This is a genomic window from Sphingobacterium sp. Mn56C (assembly GCF_049319645.1).
Taxonomy (GTDB): domain Bacteria; phylum Bacteroidota; class Bacteroidia; order Sphingobacteriales; family Sphingobacteriaceae; genus Sphingobacterium.
The window spans coordinates 1,334,789-1,353,366 of the sequence record NZ_JBMOUC010000001.1; the positions used below are offsets into that span (position 1 = coordinate 1,334,789).

Annotated in this window: 16 protein-coding genes; 5 read left to right on the top strand and 11 right to left on the bottom strand. The window is 41.8% G+C overall.

Going from position 1 to position 18,578, the window contains the following annotated elements:
• Window position 1: 1 nt before the first annotated feature.
• The 3 genes from topA to yihA all read right to left on the bottom strand — a co-directional run bounded on the left by topA (window position 2) and on the right by yihA (window position 3,997).
• A complete protein-coding gene (gene topA / locus ACL9RF_RS05615) occupies window positions 2-2,431 on the bottom strand; it encodes a type I DNA topoisomerase (protein WP_422799617.1) in 2,430 nt (809 codons plus the stop codon).
• A gap of 82 nt (window positions 2,432-2,513) precedes the next feature.
• The gene (locus tag ACL9RF_RS05620; RefSeq protein ID WP_422799618.1) at window positions 2,514-3,377 is read right to left on the bottom strand and encodes a 4-hydroxybenzoate octaprenyltransferase; all 864 of its coding nucleotides are present in this window, start codon (window positions 3,375-3,377) and stop codon (window positions 2,514-2,516) included.
• A 2-nt stretch (window positions 3,378-3,379) separates the two neighbouring features.
• A complete protein-coding gene (gene yihA, locus ACL9RF_RS05625) occupies window positions 3,380-3,997 on the bottom strand; it encodes a ribosome biogenesis GTP-binding protein YihA/YsxC (protein ID WP_422799619.1) in 618 nt (205 codons plus the stop codon).
• An 88-nt stretch (window positions 3,998-4,085) separates the two neighbouring features.
• On the opposite strand from yihA, the gene ACL9RF_RS05630 reads away from it, so the two are divergent.
• The 4 genes from ACL9RF_RS05630 to ACL9RF_RS05645 all read left to right on the top strand — a co-directional run bounded on the left by ACL9RF_RS05630 (window position 4,086) and on the right by ACL9RF_RS05645 (window position 8,025).
• A complete protein-coding gene (locus ACL9RF_RS05630; protein ID WP_422799620.1) occupies window positions 4,086-5,012 on the top strand; it encodes an ABC transporter ATP-binding protein in 927 nt (308 codons plus the stop codon).
• Between the two features lie 3 nt (window positions 5,013-5,015).
• Window positions 5,016-6,356: an ABC transporter permease gene (locus ACL9RF_RS05635; RefSeq protein WP_422799621.1), complete on the top strand. Its 1,341-nt coding sequence runs from the start codon at window positions 5,016-5,018 to the stop codon at window positions 6,354-6,356.
• A 47-nt stretch (window positions 6,357-6,403) separates the two neighbouring features.
• Entirely contained in the window at window positions 6,404-7,576 is a 1,173-nt protein-coding gene (gene nhaA / locus ACL9RF_RS05640; RefSeq protein WP_422799622.1) for a Na+/H+ antiporter NhaA, read from the top strand.
• A 110-nt stretch (window positions 7,577-7,686) separates the two neighbouring features.
• On the top strand, window positions 7,687-8,025 hold the full coding sequence (locus ACL9RF_RS05645; protein WP_422799623.1) for a DUF2853 family protein: 339 nt from the start codon (window positions 7,687-7,689) through the stop codon (window positions 8,023-8,025).
• Window positions 8,026-8,095: 70 nt separating this feature from the next.
• On the opposite strand, the gene ACL9RF_RS05650 is transcribed toward ACL9RF_RS05645, so the two are convergent.
• The 5 genes from ACL9RF_RS05650 to ACL9RF_RS05670 all read right to left on the bottom strand — a co-directional run bounded on the left by ACL9RF_RS05650 (window position 8,096) and on the right by ACL9RF_RS05670 (window position 13,900).
• Window positions 8,096-8,929, bottom strand: a complete 834-nt coding sequence (locus tag ACL9RF_RS05650; protein ID WP_422799624.1) for an MBL fold metallo-hydrolase — start codon at window positions 8,927-8,929, stop codon at window positions 8,096-8,098.
• A gap of 277 nt (window positions 8,930-9,206) precedes the next feature.
• Window positions 9,207-11,282: a TonB-dependent receptor gene (locus ACL9RF_RS05655; RefSeq protein ID WP_422799625.1), complete on the bottom strand. Its 2,076-nt coding sequence runs from the start codon at window positions 11,280-11,282 to the stop codon at window positions 9,207-9,209.
• A 108-nt stretch (window positions 11,283-11,390) separates the two neighbouring features.
• Window positions 11,391-12,095, bottom strand: a complete 705-nt coding sequence (locus ACL9RF_RS05660) for a DUF4397 domain-containing protein (protein WP_422799626.1) — start codon at window positions 12,093-12,095, stop codon at window positions 11,391-11,393.
• Window positions 12,096-12,137: 42 nt separating this feature from the next.
• On the bottom strand, window positions 12,138-13,145 hold the full coding sequence (locus ACL9RF_RS05665; RefSeq protein WP_422799627.1) for a tetratricopeptide repeat protein: 1,008 nt from the start codon (window positions 13,143-13,145) through the stop codon (window positions 12,138-12,140).
• Between the two features lie 5 nt (window positions 13,146-13,150).
• A complete protein-coding gene (locus ACL9RF_RS05670) occupies window positions 13,151-13,900 on the bottom strand; it encodes an NlpC/P60 family protein (RefSeq protein ID WP_422799628.1) in 750 nt (249 codons plus the stop codon).
• A gap of 80 nt (window positions 13,901-13,980) precedes the next feature.
• On the opposite strand from ACL9RF_RS05670, the gene ACL9RF_RS05675 reads away from it, so the two are divergent.
• Window positions 13,981-14,451: a universal stress protein gene (locus ACL9RF_RS05675; protein WP_422799629.1), complete on the top strand. Its 471-nt coding sequence runs from the start codon at window positions 13,981-13,983 to the stop codon at window positions 14,449-14,451.
• Between the two features lie 62 nt (window positions 14,452-14,513).
• On the opposite strand, the gene ACL9RF_RS05680 is transcribed toward ACL9RF_RS05675, so the two are convergent.
• Genes ACL9RF_RS05680 through guaA form a run of 3 tightly spaced genes read right to left on the bottom strand, consistent with a single transcriptional unit; the run spans window position 14,514 to window position 18,516 of the window.
• Window positions 14,514-15,689: an RsmB/NOP family class I SAM-dependent RNA methyltransferase gene (locus tag ACL9RF_RS05680; RefSeq protein WP_422799630.1), complete on the bottom strand. Its 1,176-nt coding sequence runs from the start codon at window positions 15,687-15,689 to the stop codon at window positions 14,514-14,516.
• A 6-nt stretch (window positions 15,690-15,695) separates the two neighbouring features.
• Window positions 15,696-17,021 (bottom strand): ABC transporter substrate-binding protein, encoded by a 1,326-nt coding sequence (locus ACL9RF_RS05685; RefSeq protein ID WP_422799631.1) that lies wholly within the window; start codon window positions 17,019-17,021, stop codon window positions 15,696-15,698.
• A complete protein-coding gene (gene guaA, locus ACL9RF_RS05690; protein ID WP_422799632.1) occupies window positions 16,951-18,516 on the bottom strand; it encodes a glutamine-hydrolyzing GMP synthase in 1,566 nt (521 codons plus the stop codon). The genes ACL9RF_RS05685 and guaA overlap by 71 nt, the downstream gene beginning before the upstream one ends.
• Window positions 18,517-18,578 lie beyond the last annotated feature (62 nt).

Consider the following 18,578-nt stretch of genomic DNA (forward strand, 5'->3'; position numbering starts at 1 on the left):
CTTATTTCTTTTTGGCAACAGTTTTAGCTTTTGTTGCCGTTTTTGTTGTTTTTGTCGTTTTTGTCGTTTTTGTCGTTTTTGTAGCCTTCGCCGCAGCTTTTGTAGCCTTCGCAGCTTTAGGAGCTTTGGGAGCTTTGGGATCCTCAGCAGCCCATTGCACTACCTGTTCGTAGGTAATGGTATTTACATCGGTACCTTTAGGTATTTTAAGATTCTGCTTACCAAAGCGTACAAAGGGGCCCCATCTCCCATTTTCGATCTGCGCTTCTGGATTTTCATCAAACACACGAATAACTTTCTCAATATCCTTCTGCCGCTTTTCTTTGATAATGGTGATACACTCCTCTTCGGTAACATCCAAAGGATCCACGCCTTTAGGCAAGGAATAGAAAGCCGAGTTATGACGTATGTACGGACCAAAACGACCAATTGCTACGGTCATTTCCTTTTCCTCAAAAGATCCTACTTTTTTAGGCAGCTTAAACAGCTCCATGGCCTCCTCGAAGGTAATGGTTTCAATCATCTGCCCTTTACGTAGGGATGCAAAACGTGGTTTTTCCTCATCATCGGCAGAACCAATCTGCACCAAAGGACCAAAACGTCCAACACGTACACTTACCGGTTTTCCAGATACCGGATCTATACCCAACTCCTTTTCATGCGTTGCACGGTCGGCATTGGCCAAGGTATCCTCTACCTCGGTATGAAACGGGCGATAAAAACCCTCCAGCATATCCGTCCACTCTTTATTACCCTGTGCAATCTCGTCGAATTCCTTTTCTACGGTCGCCGTAAAGTTAAAGTCTACGATACCTTTAAAATGTTCCACTAAGAAATCATTTACCAGTACCCCAATATCAGTAGGGAATAATTTACTACGTTCAACACCGGTCATTTCGGTGCGGGTAATTTCGTTAATAGTACCTTGCGTCAACGTTAATACCTGGAAATCGCGGGATTTACCGTCGCGATCTTCTTTGACCACATAACCCCGGTTTTGAATGGTAGAAATTGTCGGCGCATAGGTAGAAGGTCTACCAATACCCAACTCTTCCAATTTTTTCACCAGAGAAGCTTCGGTATAGCGTGCTGGCGGTCTAGAGAAACGCTGCGTTGCTGTCATTTCGTTTAACAACAAGTTTTGCCCTTTCTCCAAAGGAGGCAACAATGCATTGTCGGTATCCTCGTCGCCCTGCGCGTCGTTGTCCTCATCTGTAGACTCCATATACACCTTTAAAAAACCGTCGAATTTTAATATTTCTCCGGTAGCCGTTAACGCTTCGCTACGCGTAGAAATATCAATTTTTGCAACCGTTTTCTCAAATTCTGCTTCACTCATCTGCGATGCAATAGCACGCTTCCAAATCAGCTCGTACAGACGTCTTTCGCCATTATCGCCGTCGATAGAATGGTCCGAAAAATAAGTCGGACGGATAGCCTCGTGAGCCTCCTGCGCACCGGCAGCTTTAGTTTTATAGCGTCTGGCTTTATGGTATTTATCGCCGTAAGCCTTTGTAATTTCATCTTCCGCAGCCTGCATTGCCGTATCCGACAAGTTGACCGAGTCGGTACGCATATACGTAATTCTACCGGCTTCGTATAAGCGTTGCGCAACCTGCATCGTACGTGCCACCGAGAATCCTAATTTTCTACTCGCCTCTTGTTGCAAAGTAGATGTCGTAAACGGTGCTGCCGGGTTTCTTTTGGCAGGTTTCTTTTCTAAATTCGCGACATTATACTCCGCAGCTATACAATCTTGTAAAAACTGCGCTGCCTCTTCTTTCTTCGCAAAACGACTTGGTAAATCTGCTTTAAAAGACTCCTTACCCTTACCCGTATGAAAGATCGCTACAATTTTATAATTAGCATCGACATCAAATCGATTAACTTCACGTTCCCGGTCTACAATCAGACGCACAGCGACCGATTGAACACGCCCGGCGGACAACGAAGGTTTTACCTTTTTCCATAATACAGGCGACAGCTCAAAACCTACTAAACGATCTAATACACGTCGAGCTTGCTGTGCATTCACCAGATTATAATCAATCTTTCTCGGGTTCTCTATGGCCTTTAATATGGCAGGTTTTGTAATTTCGTGGAAAACAATACGTTTTGTCGCCTCATCTTTGAGGCCCAACGTATCGAATAAGTGCCAAGAAATAGCCTCTCCCTCGCGGTCCTCATCGGATGCTAGCCACACCATTTCTGCGGCCTTGGCCAACTTCTTTAACTCGCTCACTACAGCCTTTTTATCTGCAGGAACCTCATATTTTTGTTGAAATTTATTATCAGTATCTATGGCGTCATCCGTCTTCACTAAATCACGAATATGTCCATAACTGGACTTCACTAAAAAGTCACTACCTAAATACCCTTCTATCGTTTTAGCCTTTGCTGGAGACTCTACTATTAATAAATTTTTTGCCATTAATTACATTTAAAAGATTTTTGCAAATATTATTATTTCAAAATTGAAAGACAATAATTTTTATCACTATATTAAAAAAGCATTAAAATTTCCAATGCCCGGCTACCACATCCAATAGGTAAAATAACGCAAAAATAACCGAAGCTACACCATTCGTGGTCATAAAAGCACGGTTTACACGTGTTAAATCTGTTGCGGATACAATTCTATGCTGATAAATTAATAGTAAACCATAAAAAACAACCCCTATATAGTAGAAAAGCCCTAAATCTATAAACCATATGGGTAGTAACACCAACACAAAGGACAATACATGCAATACCGACGATAGCTGTAAGGCGCGCACAGCACCATAATTGGCGGGTATAGACTTTAGATTATGCGCACGGTCAAACGATTCATCTTGCATAGCATAAATAATATCGAAACCACTTACCCAGGTTAATACCGCAAATCCATAGCATATGGGCACTATATCAAAATGCCCGGCAACGGCAAGGTATGCCCCAACGGGTGCTAAGCCTAAACCCAAGCCCAACACGAAGTGACATAAGGGCGATATGCGCTTCATATAGGAGTAAAATAGGATAACAAATAAAGCTATTGGCGATAATAAAAGACATAATGGATTGATAAAATAGGTCGCCAAAACAAAAATAATGCAGTTTACCAGCGTAAATTGCAGGGCATTTTTGGCACTTATTCTACCCGCGGGGATATCGCGAATAGCGGTACGCGGATTTAAGGCATCAATATCCCGATCCAGGTACCTATTAAATGCCATTGCTGCATTGCGGGCTGTAACCATACACAATAACATTAAGGCAAACAGCTTCCAATCAAATTCATATACCGTAGTAGATATAGCTAAGAAAAAGCCTATTATAGCAAAGGGAAGCGCAAATATACTGTGTGCAAAAAGCACTAATGACAGGTATTTTTTCATCGTTAATTTTCTTCCGAAGGCGCTATAAAAGTCGTATTAATTTGATCTATAGTTTCCAATATGGGTAATAAACCCATTCTCGTTTCTGCGGACGTTAAAAACCGTTGTGGCACCTCTTCAAACCATTTTAGCAGCGCTCTTTTGAACTTACTGACATTCTGATCCGATTTTACGGACGATTGCTTATCGGCTTTCGTAAACACCAACATAAACGGAAGGCCCTTCTCGCCCAGCCAACAGCAAAAGTCAAGATCAATTTTCTGTGGCTCGTGTCTACTATCGATTAAAACGAAGATGCACTGCAAATTCGCTCTTGATAGCAAGTATTTACGGATAAACTTTTCCCAATCGGAACGGTTTTTCTTGGAGGTCTGTGCATAACCGTATCCCGGTAAATCTACGAGATACCAATTATTATTTATTACAAAGTGATTAATAAGTTGCGTTTTTCCAGGTTTCTGGGAAGTCTTGGCTAAGCCTTTACGACCTGTTAAGGCATTAATTAAAGAAGACTTACCAACGTTTGACCTTCCGATGAAAGCATATTCTGGAAGATTTGGGGTAGGCAATTTGTCTACCTGGGTATTGCTACAGATAAATTCGGCGGTTTTTACAAGCATAGACAAAGGTAAAATTATTTTACTAAAATTAAAGCTCCTGAGGTATGGAGCTCGTTAATGCCAGTCTTTTTTGTTATTTTAGCGAGCTATGCAAAACCTAATTTTAGACATACAAAACATTGTAAAGCAGTATGCCAATCATACGGCGCTCGACCATGTTTCACTAGCCATACCTGAAGGAAAGATTTTTGGTCTTTTAGGACCCAATGGAGCGGGCAAAACCTCTTTAATCCGTATAATAAACCAAATTACAGCACCCGACGCAGGACAAATTTTCTTTCATAATGAACCCCTTGCAGCCAAACATATCGGCAAAATTGGTTACCTTCCGGAAGAAAGAGGGCTTTATAAAAAGATGAAAGTAGGTGAACAGATGATTTACCTGGCACAACTTAAAGGCCTGTCGAGAAATGATGCCCGTAAAAGACTAATATATTGGTTTGATAAATTTGATGTCGGCAGTTGGTGGAATAAAAAAATTGAAGACCTCAGTAAGGGGATGCAGCAAAAGGTACAGTTTATTGCGACTATACTTCACGAACCCGAGCTTATCATTCTCGATGAGCCCTTTTCGGGTTTCGACCCGGTAAATGCTCAAGTGATACAGGAGGAAATTCTTGCTCTTAATAAAAAGGGATCGACAATTATTTATTCTACACACCGCATGGAAACTGTAGAGGAGATTTGTGATAATATTGCGCTGATCAATAAATCCAAAAAGGTGCTTGATGGCAGTGTTAAAGCTATTAAAGACGCATATGATAAACAAAGCTACCACATTCAATATGCTAACCTACAGGAGACGAACTCTCTGATCGGGGAGAACAGCCTTTTTACGGTGCAGGTTGATGATACGATGAATCAGCAAATTCAAATAAAACTGCAGCCTGAAGTAAGGCTAAATGAGGTCCTTGCCTTCCTAATGACGAAAGTAGAAATCCTGCAGGTTAAAAAGGTCATCCCTTCTATTAACGATATATTTATTGAAAAAGTAACCGCCACCGATATCGCATAAATCATGGATAAAATAATCTTAATTATACAACGCGAATACCTAACCCGTGTACGCAAGCGTTCGTTTTTGCTAACCACCTTCTTAGTTCCCTTATTTTTTATAGCCATGTATGTTGGCATTATATTCCTGACAAAAAAGAGCTTTGAAGACAGCCACGCGTATGTTTATGTGGTAGACAACACCCATACTGTTTCTGCGAAACTTAAAAACAATAAAAATATAACCTATATTGACGACAAAAAAGACTTGTCGACACAACTCGAAAATTTAAAACTCGCGTCGGATAATACGAGTATTTTGTTTATACCTGAGGATTTTTTTTCCGCGCAGAAAGTAGAATTCCTGTCGTCGTCGAAACCCAATGTACTCAGCCAGAAGGAAATCCGAAACGATTTAACCGGAATTATACAACAGTTTAAATATGAGCAACTCGGTATTGATACCAACAAACTAAAGGAAATAAACAGCGCTGTAGATATTGTAGCTAAAGAAATTACGGCGGATGGAGAGACCAAAGATAGCAATACAGAGGTCGCCATGGGGATAGCCTTGGCTTTATCGGTATTGGTATACCTGTCTTTATTTCTTTATGGATCGCAGGTTATGCGCGGTATTATTGAAGAAAAAAGCAATCGCATTATCGAGGTCATTATATCCTCCGTAAAACCTTTTCAGTTGATGATGGGTAAAATTGTGGGTATTGGCTTAGTGGGCTTAACGCAATTTATGCTTTGGATTATTTTTACTTTTATTTTGGCCACAGCAGCATCGACATTCTTGGTATCTAAAGAAGAACTCGGGCAGCAGATGGTTAACCGAGGCATGCAAACCGAGACCCTAGACAGCCTTAGTCATGCCGAGGGTACAGCACAGGAGGCGCTGTTAACGCCTGAAATGCTGGCGATGTTTCAATCTGTAAATTTTGGCGAATTAATTACCTGCTTTTTTATCTTTTTCCTGGGGGGCTACCTAATCTATTCGGCATTATTTGCCGCCATAGGATCTGCGGTTGATAGTGAAACAGAGGCTTCGCAGTTTACCATGCCCGTTACCATGCCCTTGTTATTAACCTATGCCCTATCCTTTAGTGTATTACTCAACGACCCCCATGGTAATGTAGCTACTTGGTTAAGTTTTATACCTTTTACCTCGCCTATTGCCATGTTAGTACGTATTCCATTTGGGGTGCCTACCTGGCAGATTGTAACCTCGGCAATATTATTGATTGGCGGTTTTGTCCTTACCACTTGGTTTGCTGCGCGAATTTACCGTGTCGGGATTTTGATGTATGGTAAAAAAGCTAGCTATAAGGAGCTATTGAAATGGTTCCGTTATAAAAATTAAACAAACGTCTTTAAGACGGTTTGAATTACAAAATTAAAAAATGTTATATGGGAAAACTCCTAAATTACTTAAAGTCAGGTACAGGAAGTGGTTTTTTATTAATAGGTTGTGTTTGTGCCGCACTGCTGTTGGCCAACTCGCCTTTACACGATGCTATTGCTAGGTTTACAGCTTATAATTTAGGCTTTGATTACGGTGCTATACAGCTTAAATATTCCGTAAAACAATGGATAGACGACGGCTTAATGAGCATATTTTTTCTAATGGTGGGTTTAGAAATAAAGAAAGAGCTCGTAAGTGGCGAGCTCTCCTCGCCCAAGAAAGCGCTATTGCCGATTGTCGCAGCCATAGGTGGCGCTTTCTTCCCGGCAATGATTTACCTATTATTTAATAACAATACAGCAACAGCACATGGCTGGGGCATCCCTATGGCGACGGATATAGCCTTTGCATTGGCGGTGGTTAGTATGCTGGGAAACAAAGTCCCGCTAAGCCTCAAGATCTTCCTGGCGGCATTAGCTATTGTCGATGACCTACTGGCTATTTTAGTCATTGCTCTATTTTACTCTTCGGATATTCATTTTACCTATTTGTTTATTGGATTGGCCATCTTTGCCTTACAATTGGGCTTAAATAAATTAGGAGTTAAGAACCTTTGGGCTTACCTAATTCCTGGCATTTTTTTATGGTATTTTATTCATCATTCAGGTATACATGCCACCATTGCCGGAGTATTAACGGCGATGTCGATCCCTAGTAAAGGTAAAAAAGAAGGCTCCGAATCACCGTTAGTTAGACTAGAGCATAGCCTTTCCACAGCTGTTAACCTTTTAATTATTCCAATTTTTGCGTTTGTCAATACCAGTATTGTTCTGCATGCTTCCATGTTAACGGGGCTGGCATCCTCGTTGGGCTTAGGCATTAGCACCGGACTATTAGTGGGTAAGTCGTTGGGAATATTTGTAACCTGCTGGCTTTGTGTCAAATTGAAGTTAGCGAACCTTCCATCAGGCGCCCAATGGCCGCATATTTTCGGTGTCGGGCTTTTAGGCGGTATCGGGTTTACGATGTCTATATTTGTTGCTATGTTATCCTTTACGGAGAATCATTATGTGGAAGAGGCCAAATTGGCTATTCTACTGGCTTCAACAGTGGCCGGACTTCTAGGATACTTTTTCTTACGTTTTCTGGGCCAGAAGAATAGCGAGGCTGCTCCTTAGTTTTTACGCTACAAGAACTAATTTTCTTACGTTTAATTTTAGTTTTAAATAAAGTATTTACTTAGATTTATAATACTAACATAATTATCAATTAATTAAAACTAAAAGACATGAGTAAATTAGATCAAAAAATTGCAGCCTATATCGCTGAAGCAAAAAAATTGAAATTGGATATTAGTGACGATTTGCTTACTGCTGTAACGAAAGGTTTAGGCCCTTCCATTTATAAGGCCGATGCAGAAACGGTATCTTCAGGCGATAAAGCGGAGCTTGATCGCTTAAAGAAAAATTTCCTTATTAAAAAATTGGGCTTACCCGACGACGATAAACTTGATAAAGCGCTACATGAGGTGATAGAAGCGGTAGGCAAATCCAACAAGAATAAATACCGCGCAATTGTTTATGCCCTATTGGTGAAGAAGTTCAAAAAGGAATCGGTTTATAAATAGCCCCGAACCATATTCAACCCAACAGCAAGGCGGTGTCCATAGGTAATACCACCTTGCTGTTGGGTTGAACTTATATCTCGCTTAACTTAAAGGTTTCTTTTAAGCGAATTCCCTTCTCGGTTTGTTGCAATGTACAGCATTCGTGAATGGGGTCGTGTTCCAGAAAAAGAATATAGTCCTTTTCCACAATCTCCTCCCAATACGCGCTACGCTCCTCCATGGTGGTCAATGGACGCACATCGTAACTCATGACATAAGGAATAGGAATATGCCCTACCGAAGGTAATAAATCTGCCATATAGAGGATTGTTTTATCCTTATACTGTATCTGTGGTAACATCATCGCTTCGGTATGACCATAGACATAACGGACATCAATATGGCTGTCATACTTTTCACCCTCCTGATGAAACTTCAACTGCCCTGACTCTTGTATAGGCCTAATATTCTCGGTCAGGAAGGACGCCTTTTCGCGAGGATTTGGATTTGTAGCCCATTGCCAATGCTTTTCATTACTCCAGAAATGCGCATTTTTGAAGGCCGGCACCAGCTTATCTCCTGCAAACTCAATTGCGCCACCACAATGATCAAAATGCAAATGCGTAAGAAAAACATCGGTGATATCATCGCTATGGAAGCCTTTTCGGGCTAAAGATTTAGCCAAGGTATCCTCGCCATGCAAATCGTAATAACCAAAAAATTTAGCCGATTGTTTATCCCCCAGCGCAGTATCCACGAGGGTAAGTCGATTGCCATCCTCAATTAATAATAATCGCGTAGCCCAGGAACAAAGATTGTTTGCGTCAGCCGGATTGGTAAGCTGCCAAATACTTTTCGGCACAACACCAAACATTGCTCCCCCATCTAACTTAAAAAAACCGGTATCTATGGTATGTAGTTTCATAAAATTAATGTTTAAATAAATACATCCTTTGGTATACACAAGCGCCATAAGCGTAGCATATGTGTCCTAGCTGCAAGGTAAGGGTTCTATGCAAAAAAACAAAGATTTACTCGGTAAGGCAACAAATCAAAGCCTGGGCGACCACAGGTGCAAGCACTGCAACAACATAACAAAGTGGGAAAGCTACAACCGCATTAAAATGGGCTTATAAACCGTAGCTGGAAACTAGCTCTCCCCAGCCTATAGATTATACAGGCTATCGCGTAGAATACGTCAGTTACTTCAGATCAAAACGCACACCCGCATAGTAGTTACGCATGGGTGCTGCATTAAAATAGCGACCTCCAAACGCATTGATGTCATTGCCTAAACTATACTTTTCGTTAAAAATATTGTCGGCACCAAAAAATAGATTTATCGCTGTATTTTTAGTTAAAGTGGTATTCCAGTTTAACTTAGCCTGCAGTACATTATACTTTTTAGCAAACACCGTATTTCCATCATCCAAAGGAAGACTAGAGGTATAATTATGAAATAGATGCAGCGTTAATTTTTGGGGAAACTCCAGGTGTACCACATTGGTATTAACCCAATCCGGGACGGCAGTAATTTTATTTTTAGAATAATCCTTATTAGCAACCCTATAATCACCGAAACGGTAATGGTTATACGCCAATGCAGCCTGCACCGTAAGCTCCCGCACAAAACCAAAGTTGCGCGGTTCCAACAGGGTAAGCCATGTACCTAGCTCCAGCCCTCTCTGCTTCATCTCGCCGGCATTCGAAAAAAACTCCGCACCATTCTCATCCAAGGCACGCACAATACCATCTTTCATCGTATACGTATACGCAGCTAAGTCTGCAATAAAACGATTGTTGGCTGTTTTAAACTTATATCCAATCTCGTAGTTTGTACCGCGCTCTGCTGCTAAATCAGTATTAATTGAACGATTCGACGAGCGTACTTCAGCCAAAGTAGGCGCACTATAGCCTTTAGCAATGGATGCCCGTAACGCCATAAGCCTGTTCAATTGATAAGATGTAGCCATACGCGGCATCCAAACGGCGTCAAACTTAATATCGCCCGTAGGGTTGTTAACCTCAGGGAAACGCTGCTTATAATGAATACTGTTTTTATTCAAACCCAAAGACCCCTCCAAATTCCAGTTTTTCAGCAGTTCCACTTGCGCGCGGTAAAATAAATTCCACTGCCTGTTATCCAGATTATCCATGGCCTGCTGCTTTCCCGCAACACCCGCTAGGTTATCATAATTATCAATTTTGTTCCAGCCTAAAGCACCTTCATATCCCAACTGCATTTGCCAAGGCATTGCTGCCTCAGGTTTAGCGTAGGAAAAGTAGGTGCGCACACCAAGATTGCGTTCAATACGTTTTTCAAAGTTCGTAATAAAGGGGTTCTTAAAATCCGTATACGAACCATACAGCGCAATATGGTGGCTCAACGATTCGGTCAGCTGTAGTGCGTTCGAAAGACCCCCAAATAGGGTTTTATTATAAATACCCGCTTGCTGCTCGGCAGCCCCAGGTATCTTCCCTGCTGCCGGCCTTGCCGCGCGCGGGTTAGCCTCATATTGACTTAAGGTAAGTCCACCTGGGGTATTGTATTTCAAGTCTGTATATAAAGCAAAAAGGCGTAGTTGCTGTATTTTACTAACCTGCCATTGGTGGCTTGTCTGCAAAGTTTTTTTATTTAAAGCCGTATTTTCCCGATATCCATCGGATCGTAAAAAGCTATGATCAAACGAAAACTGGTACCTATCACTGACCTTCCGTTGTACAGATAACTGCTCCTGAAATAAACCATAAGAGCCTCCAGTAACCTGCAGCTGAACCTGATTCTCCAGCGCGTCAAAACCTTTAGGCTGAATACGAATAACGCCACCCGAGTTGGCACCAAATAAGGAACCATCAGGCCCTTTTAAAACGTGAATAGACTGTATTCCTAGGGGGTCTAACAAATTAAGGTAGGTATTCCCCCCCGCATCGGTAAGGGCAAAATCATCGACATAAATCTTGGTATTCCGAATACCAAAGGGCGAGCGTATTAAACTTCCGCGCATTGCTAACCGGTAAGAGCCAGGAGAGCGTTCCTCCATACGTATTCCGGGCACCGTATTCAGCGCCGAGACGAGTGTTTGTGAGCCTTGTGCCGTCAGGGTTTTCGGACCCACAACCTGTGTGGAGGAGGTTATACTCATCAAAGACTGTGGCGCAAAATAGACCTTAACCGATACGGGCTGTAGATCGATATGTGTGGAGTCTTGAAGCGTGCTTTGTGATAAAGCAGAAAATGAAGTTAATGCTAAAGCAAAAAATAAAGTGCTACGAATCATTTTTTAGGATCGTCATCTATTAGGTAAAAGTAATGCGGCAAAATGGAAATTATTTATCAAATTACCAAATTGCCGCATTGCTAAGAATACCGGTAAGACCTATCCGTATTATTTATATTGTTCCAATACACCAATATAAAGTGGAGTATTCGTTTTGTTTTTGTCGCCTACAAGGCTAATAGTATAGTATTTTCCTGCTTTAAATTCAAATTTGCGCTCCAAGAGGGTATTGTTATTTGCATCTGTAACAATTATGTTCTGCATACCAGATACGCCAGGTTGAAACCAGGTATCCTTAATATTTTCCTCCGTAAGGATGGGATCTTGGACAGCACGATCTTTAAATATCGGGGTTTCCTTACTGTTGAAGTACACATTAACCTTATCGGTATTTTCGGCTAAATGGAGAAAACGAAGACCCGCGTTCGTATTACCTAAATCTTTTAATAAGGAGTCTTGGGTAATAATATGTTTCGCTTTTTTTCCTGTACCATACACAAAGGAAGTGTAGTAAGCCCCATTTTTAATGGAATACAAGGTATCCACGATTAACTCGTTATTTGTAGAAACAATACTAATTCTGCGTTTTCCGGCGTAGGCCAAAGCGGAAACGTACGATTTATAGGCTATATGGTCGGTATATTTATTATCAAAAAGGTAACGAACTGCAGGCGTGGGGGTGTACGCATTCATCATAGTAAATGCCCCTTGTGGCACATTAATAAGGTCGTTATTATTATCTTTCAGACAACTGCTTAAGGACATCATGCCTAATAAAGCAACAAAAAGGAGTTTAATAGTTTTAGTTTTCATCGTATTCTTTTTACATAAAATACGATGAAAACTTTCCCGACGCTACAGTTCGTTTTCTAATTCTTGATATTTTTCAAAATCCTGTGCTGCGCCAACTAAATCATGTAATGATTTTTTAATCTCCCCACGATATTGGTAAAGGTCACTATAATACGGGTTTAAACGTATAGCCGCATCCAAGTCCAACAGGGCTTCTTTTAAGAGGCCCAACTTTTGATACATATCCGAACGTAGTGCATAAGCGAAGAAATCCTCCGGATTTAAACCGATAAGTACCGAATAATCCTGGATGGCATTCGCCCAATCTTCAACAGCCTCAAAATACTGCGCTCTTTCCTCATACAACAAGGGATTACCGGCATCCAAAGCAATCGCTTGATTAAAATTTGTTAATGCCCCAGTAAAATCCGCTACCGCCAAGCCCAGTTTACCGAGGTACATAAAAACAGTGGAATGGTTTGGCGACAATGACGCCGCTAGCGATAAGTCGTTCAATGCGGCATCATAACGAACCATGCGCATGTAAATAGCGGCTCTAGACACCAAAACATCAGCATTCTGCTTCCGTGCATACGCCTGTGTTAAGTCGGCAATTGCCTCCTCGTAGTTAAAATGTTGTACCAACAACATGGCCCTGTTTATAAAAAGCTGAGGGTTCGTATCATCCGCTGCAATTTGTTTATTCAAGTCTGCAAGCTCCTCCGCTTCCAGCATTTGACCTGCATTCATACGCCATTCTAAATAGGTATGATAATTCGAATCCAGCGCTTTAGCGGCTTGGTAATCATAGAAAGCACCCTCTTGATCTCCTGTTTCCATGTTAAGCAAACTTCGGCATGCATAGAAGAAAGCCAATTTTGGCTGTTCTTCAATAAGTTTACCGTAGACCCCGATAGCCTGCGTCAAGTCGCCGGCAGCAACCATAGCGAAAGCCATAGCAGCCTGTTTTAATAAATCATGATCAGCATCGGTATGATGATATCCACGGTTAAATGGAAACAACTGTGATGACGCCAATAAAAAGCGCAAGTTATGGTTAAGATCTAGCATATATCCTATTCAAAGTAACGTTTTACAATTCTTAATTTATGGGTGTACCGCTTGAGGTCGGCATTAAATATCCCCTGATTATCCATCTTATCTATACGGACAAAAGCCGAGGCATGCACAATAGTATCGCGATCCAGCATAATACCAACATGCGTAATACGGCCATCTTCATTATCGAAGAAGGCCAAATCACCAGCCTTAATTTCTGTCAGAAAATCAACCACCGTTCCCTGTTCTGCCTGCTGCCAGGCATCTCTTTTTAGGGGGATACCGAAATGTCGGTAGACCACCTGACTAAAACCAGAACAATCAATCCCCTGGCTGGAACGCCCACCCCAAAGATAAGGGCTGTTGCTATAGTAGGCAACCAGCTTAGGCAGTTCCACATCAAAATCCTGCAGCGACGGAAGGCGTATAGCCCCTTGGACTACATACGACTGCTTTCCAATATCCAGGCCTTCTATCGACACGGGTGTGCCATGCAGCAAATTGACCCTAAGCTCTTTGTCGGCAGCGACGGCGCCCTTAATATCCACAATAAACTTTGTTCCAAAGCTGGAGGTTAAGATATCAAAAGTCCCCTTCTGTATCCAACCTTCATATCCTGTGTCCAGCAAACGTACACGAGAAAAATCCGTTGTTTCCTCCAATATTTCAAATACCTCTGCAAACAATACCTGCGACACCATCTCACTTCGATGTGCAGCCTCGGCACGTAGCGGCACAATACTTAGCTTACAAGCTGCAATTTTCATTACTTTTATTTATTTTTAAAACAAAGGACTAGCCCCTCTTGTTTTTACAAGCGAAGATACTTTTAATAAACTAAAAAATTATGGCATATTCAAAATTTAAACGCATACTGGTCGCATTAGACGACACCCCTTGCTCCTTGCAAGTGATGGAATATGCAAAAAATTTAATTGTAGATGGAGAGACCTCCATTGCGCTTATTACGGTAGTTCCGCCTACATCGCCTGCAAGTTATGGAGCCGACCCGCTACTGGGGCAGCAGCCCATTGTGGTGCCCGAGGTATCGGAAATACAGCTAAGCTCGGCGCAGGAATACCTGGACCGTTTGGCGCCAAATTTTGCTTCAGCGAAAGAAATTTTTACCTTCACCCGAATTGGAAGTATACGCGAAGAAATATTGCAAGTAGCCCAGGAATGGTCTACGGATTTATTAATCTTGGGCACCAATGGGAAAACAGGTTTTGAACACTTTCTATCGGGCAGCGTTTCCGAATCAGTAATACGTAAAGCACATTGCCCCGTTTTGGTAATACCAAGTAAAATGGAGGATTAAAAAGAAACAAGCAGCTATAGCTCTCCACCGGTAACGGTTTATCGCTATAGCTGCTTGCCGTATTATTGCTGGATTAAAACAGCAACAAACATGCTATCAGCCTGCTTATCATACCCCTTTATAAGCTCACTATGCTGTATCTGTAACCCATATTTCTGGGCTATAAATTCTACCACCGATTCATTTTCATCGCTATACACCGAGCAGGTAATATAAATTAAAGGTTTACCCGGCTTAAGGTGCGCAATTACATTCGATGCAATCTTCTTTTGTAAGGCCGAAAACTCCGCAAGCTTCTCTGCAGAAAAATGCGCCATCATCTCTGGCGTACGCCCCCAGGTTCCGGAACCCGAACATGGAGCATCTAAAATAATACCATCGAACTTTTCGTTGCCCAATATATCCGATACCGGATGCGAAAGATCCAGCACCTTTTTTCGGTACGGCTGTTTAATCTTGGCCTGCTCAAAACGCTCATCCAAATTACGTAAGATAGACAGACGGATGTCTGACACCAGTAAATTAGTCTTGGGGTTACGATCTAGAAACATTAAAGCCTTGCCCCCCGAAGCGGCGCAGGCATCCCACCAGCGTTCAGCAGGTAGGGCAGAAAAAAAAGTGCCCGTATACTGCGACGACAGGTCTTGTACTTCATAGCTACCCGCCAAGGCTTTTAACTGCTGCAAATTTGTACCATTCGGCAAGGCCAATGTCTGTGCTGACAGCACAGTATATGGAATATTAGCATGGTCCAAAGCATTACGCAGCTCATCCTCCGCTCCGCGCTTAATACGGATAAAAAGATGCGGCTGTACAAAACACCCTTGAATAAACAATTCCCTATCTACGGCAGGCGAAAGGCGGTCAATAAAGGGAAATAAAGCATTAAAATCGACAGCAAACCTTGTCCGGGCAATTTCCATCTTTTGCGAAATATCCAAGGCTATCGTAGCCGCTAATTCCGCCTCATAACAAACCAGCAAATCAGAAGACAGCTCGCACAAATACTCTGCCAGTTTCAACCTATCGATAAGCGATAAATTATTCGCCGCGTTGCCCAGTCGAAAGTAGTTGTAACAAAAACGGGAGGTCATCCGTCTATCGGATGACCCCATCTGTTTATTTTCTTTATAAAAACGTGTTAAATAACGCGATAAAGGCTCGCTCGCACGATACCCCTGCAGGGCACGTTCAAAATTTCTAATTTGCTGCCCTACGCGCCTCTCGTTTATACTCATATAATTTTATTGCAATTGAAAAGCACCATTACGGAACTCCTTAAAAGAAACCGCTTCGTTGCTAAAACCCCATTTCTCGTTGAAGGTAAATTTATAATTACTAAAAATACCATTATAAGGCTCAGCAGTAAGCTTATCCTTAATTTTATCCACCCCATACTTATTCATCAATCCACCAAAATAAAGGGCTGCATCGTAGCCTTTAAAAGCATGATCTGAAGCCGTAATGCCAAAGGTACCACTATACTTCTGCTTAAAAGTTTTCACTGCGCTAGTCCAGTTTTTTACATTACTCTCGGAACTAATAACAGGCGTAAAAGAAGAAAAATTGCTGTAGTTTGAAAAATCAAACCTATCCCAAAGTGGATGTCCAAACAATTTAATGGTATAATAAGACTCGTTATATTTTTTGGTAAGATTTGTTAACAAAGCGTTTAACTGCGTTTTATCTGTAGTTCCCGACACAATAATATTCGATCCGGTAACAGACAGTTTCTCGTTCAGCTGCGCTAAAGTAGACACCGTAATAATATTAACCGTATTCTTATGCTGTTTAATGGTAGCGAGCATATCTGTTAAAAACTGCTTACTATCGTTATCTGCGGTCTGATATACGATAATAATATCACCCGAAATAAAGGTCCGCGCTACCTTCGCTGCAATCGCATTGCTATGCGCCACTATCGGCGGCGTCAAAGATACCAAATTAGGAAGATTAAACTCGGTAGGCATAGTCGCAGCCAAGGGATTAATCTGCAAGGTATTTTTATCCTCCAACGCTGCGCCAAAGGCCTTTATCTCCGAAGGATATACCGGACCTACCACTAAGCCCGATTCGCCCACTTCCGAAGATAACGCTACAGAAGCACTGTAATTTGCATTATCACGCGAGTCCAAAACATTCAGGTTATAACTACCACCTTTTTGTGCCAACTCTTCCAAGCCCAGCTGAAAGCCCTGATAAAAATCTAACGCTAAGGCAGCACGTTTGACGTCCTTATCCGAAATCGCCTTCGGCGTAACCTGATCCAGCTGAAAGGGCAATACCAAAGAAATATTACGCGCTAAATTTTTTCTGTTTTTGGCATTCGTATTAACCGCGTTATTATGTTCTGTGGCAGCCCCTTTATCCACCTCTTTGGTGGCACCACCCACATTACCTTTATAAACTGGCGAACGCAGGGCTCCTGCTTTGGGTGTACACGCAGATACACCCAAAGCAACAGCTAATGCGAAAAAGAAAGATGATTTCTTCAATTTACTATTCCCACTCAATGGTTGCTGGTGGTTTTGAACTGATGTCGTAAACAACTCTGTTGATTCCTTTAACATGATTAATTATTTCATTGGAAATCTTTGCTAGCAAGTCATAAGGAAGGTGAATCCAATCTGCAGTCATACCGTCTAATGAACCCACAGCACGTAGTGCTACCACATGCTCATACGTACGCTCATCGCCCATGACGCCTACCGATTGTACGGGCAAGAATATCGTTCCTGCCTGCCATACCTTATCATACCAACCCGATTCCTTTAAGTTACGGATATATATATCATCTGCTTCCTGCAAAATTCGTACCTTATCTTCCGTAATGTCGCCCAAAATACGAATTCCTAAACCAGGACCAGGGAATGGATGTCTATTTAAAATATTGGCATCCACGTTTAAAGTCTTTCCAACGCGACGAACTTCATCCTTAAATAAAGTTTTCAACGGCTCGATAACCTGCAACTTCATGTAGTCTGGTAAACCACCCACATTATGGTGAGATTTGATCGTTGCTGAAGGGCCTTTAACCGAAATAGACTCAATAATATCCGGATAGATCGTTCCTTGACCTAACCATTTTGCCTCTACCCCATCCGGTAACTCCTTCTGAATATCCTTAGATGCCTGATCGAAAACATCGATAAATGCAGCACCAATAATTTTACGTTTTTGCTCTGGCTCGGAAACACCCTTCAACTTCTCAAAGAACAGATCCTTGGCATTAACACCTTTAATATTTAAGCCCATGTTTTTGTACGAGTCCAACACCTGTTCAAACTCATCCTTACGCAATAAACCATGGTCAACAAAGAAACAATGTAAACGTTCGCCAATAGCCTGATGTAACAACACTGCAGCAACCGTCGAGTCAACGCCACCTGAAAGCGCCATAATAACATAATCGTCGGCCAATTGCTGTTTCAATTCAGCCACAGTAGTCTCCACAAACGATGCTGATGTCCAGTCCTGCGAACAGCCACAGATATCAATTACAAAGTTTTTCAACAACAACTGACCATCCGTACTGTGCGTAACTTCAGGGTGAAACTGTATACCATACGTTTTTGTACCTTCAATATGGTAAGCTGCTACCTTAACTTTATCTGTACTGGCAATAATATTAAATCCTGCAGGCACCGCTTTTATGGTATCGCCGTGCGACATCCATACCTGCGATTCCACCGGTACCCCCTTCAACAAAGTGTTATCCGTATTTACAAACTGTAAGTTGGCTCTGCCATACTCACGGATTTCGGATGGCAATACCTCGCCACCGCTCGTTTGTGCAATATATTGCGCACCATAACATACCCCCAGCAAAGGAAATTTCGCCTGTATAGCGCTGTAATCTATTTGTGGGGCATCTTCCTGACGCACAGAGTACGGGCTACCCGAAAGGATTACACCTTTTACAGTGGCATCAAATTCTGGAACTTTATTAAAAGGATGGATTTCACAATACACATTTAACTCGCGAACACGACGCGCGATTAACTGGGTATATTGCGAACCAAAATCAAGGATTATTATTTTTTCAGACATGATGCAAAGGTACAATTTTGTATTAATTTTAAAGCTAAAATTTGGAAATTATACGGTTCAAACAAAAACGGCGATTC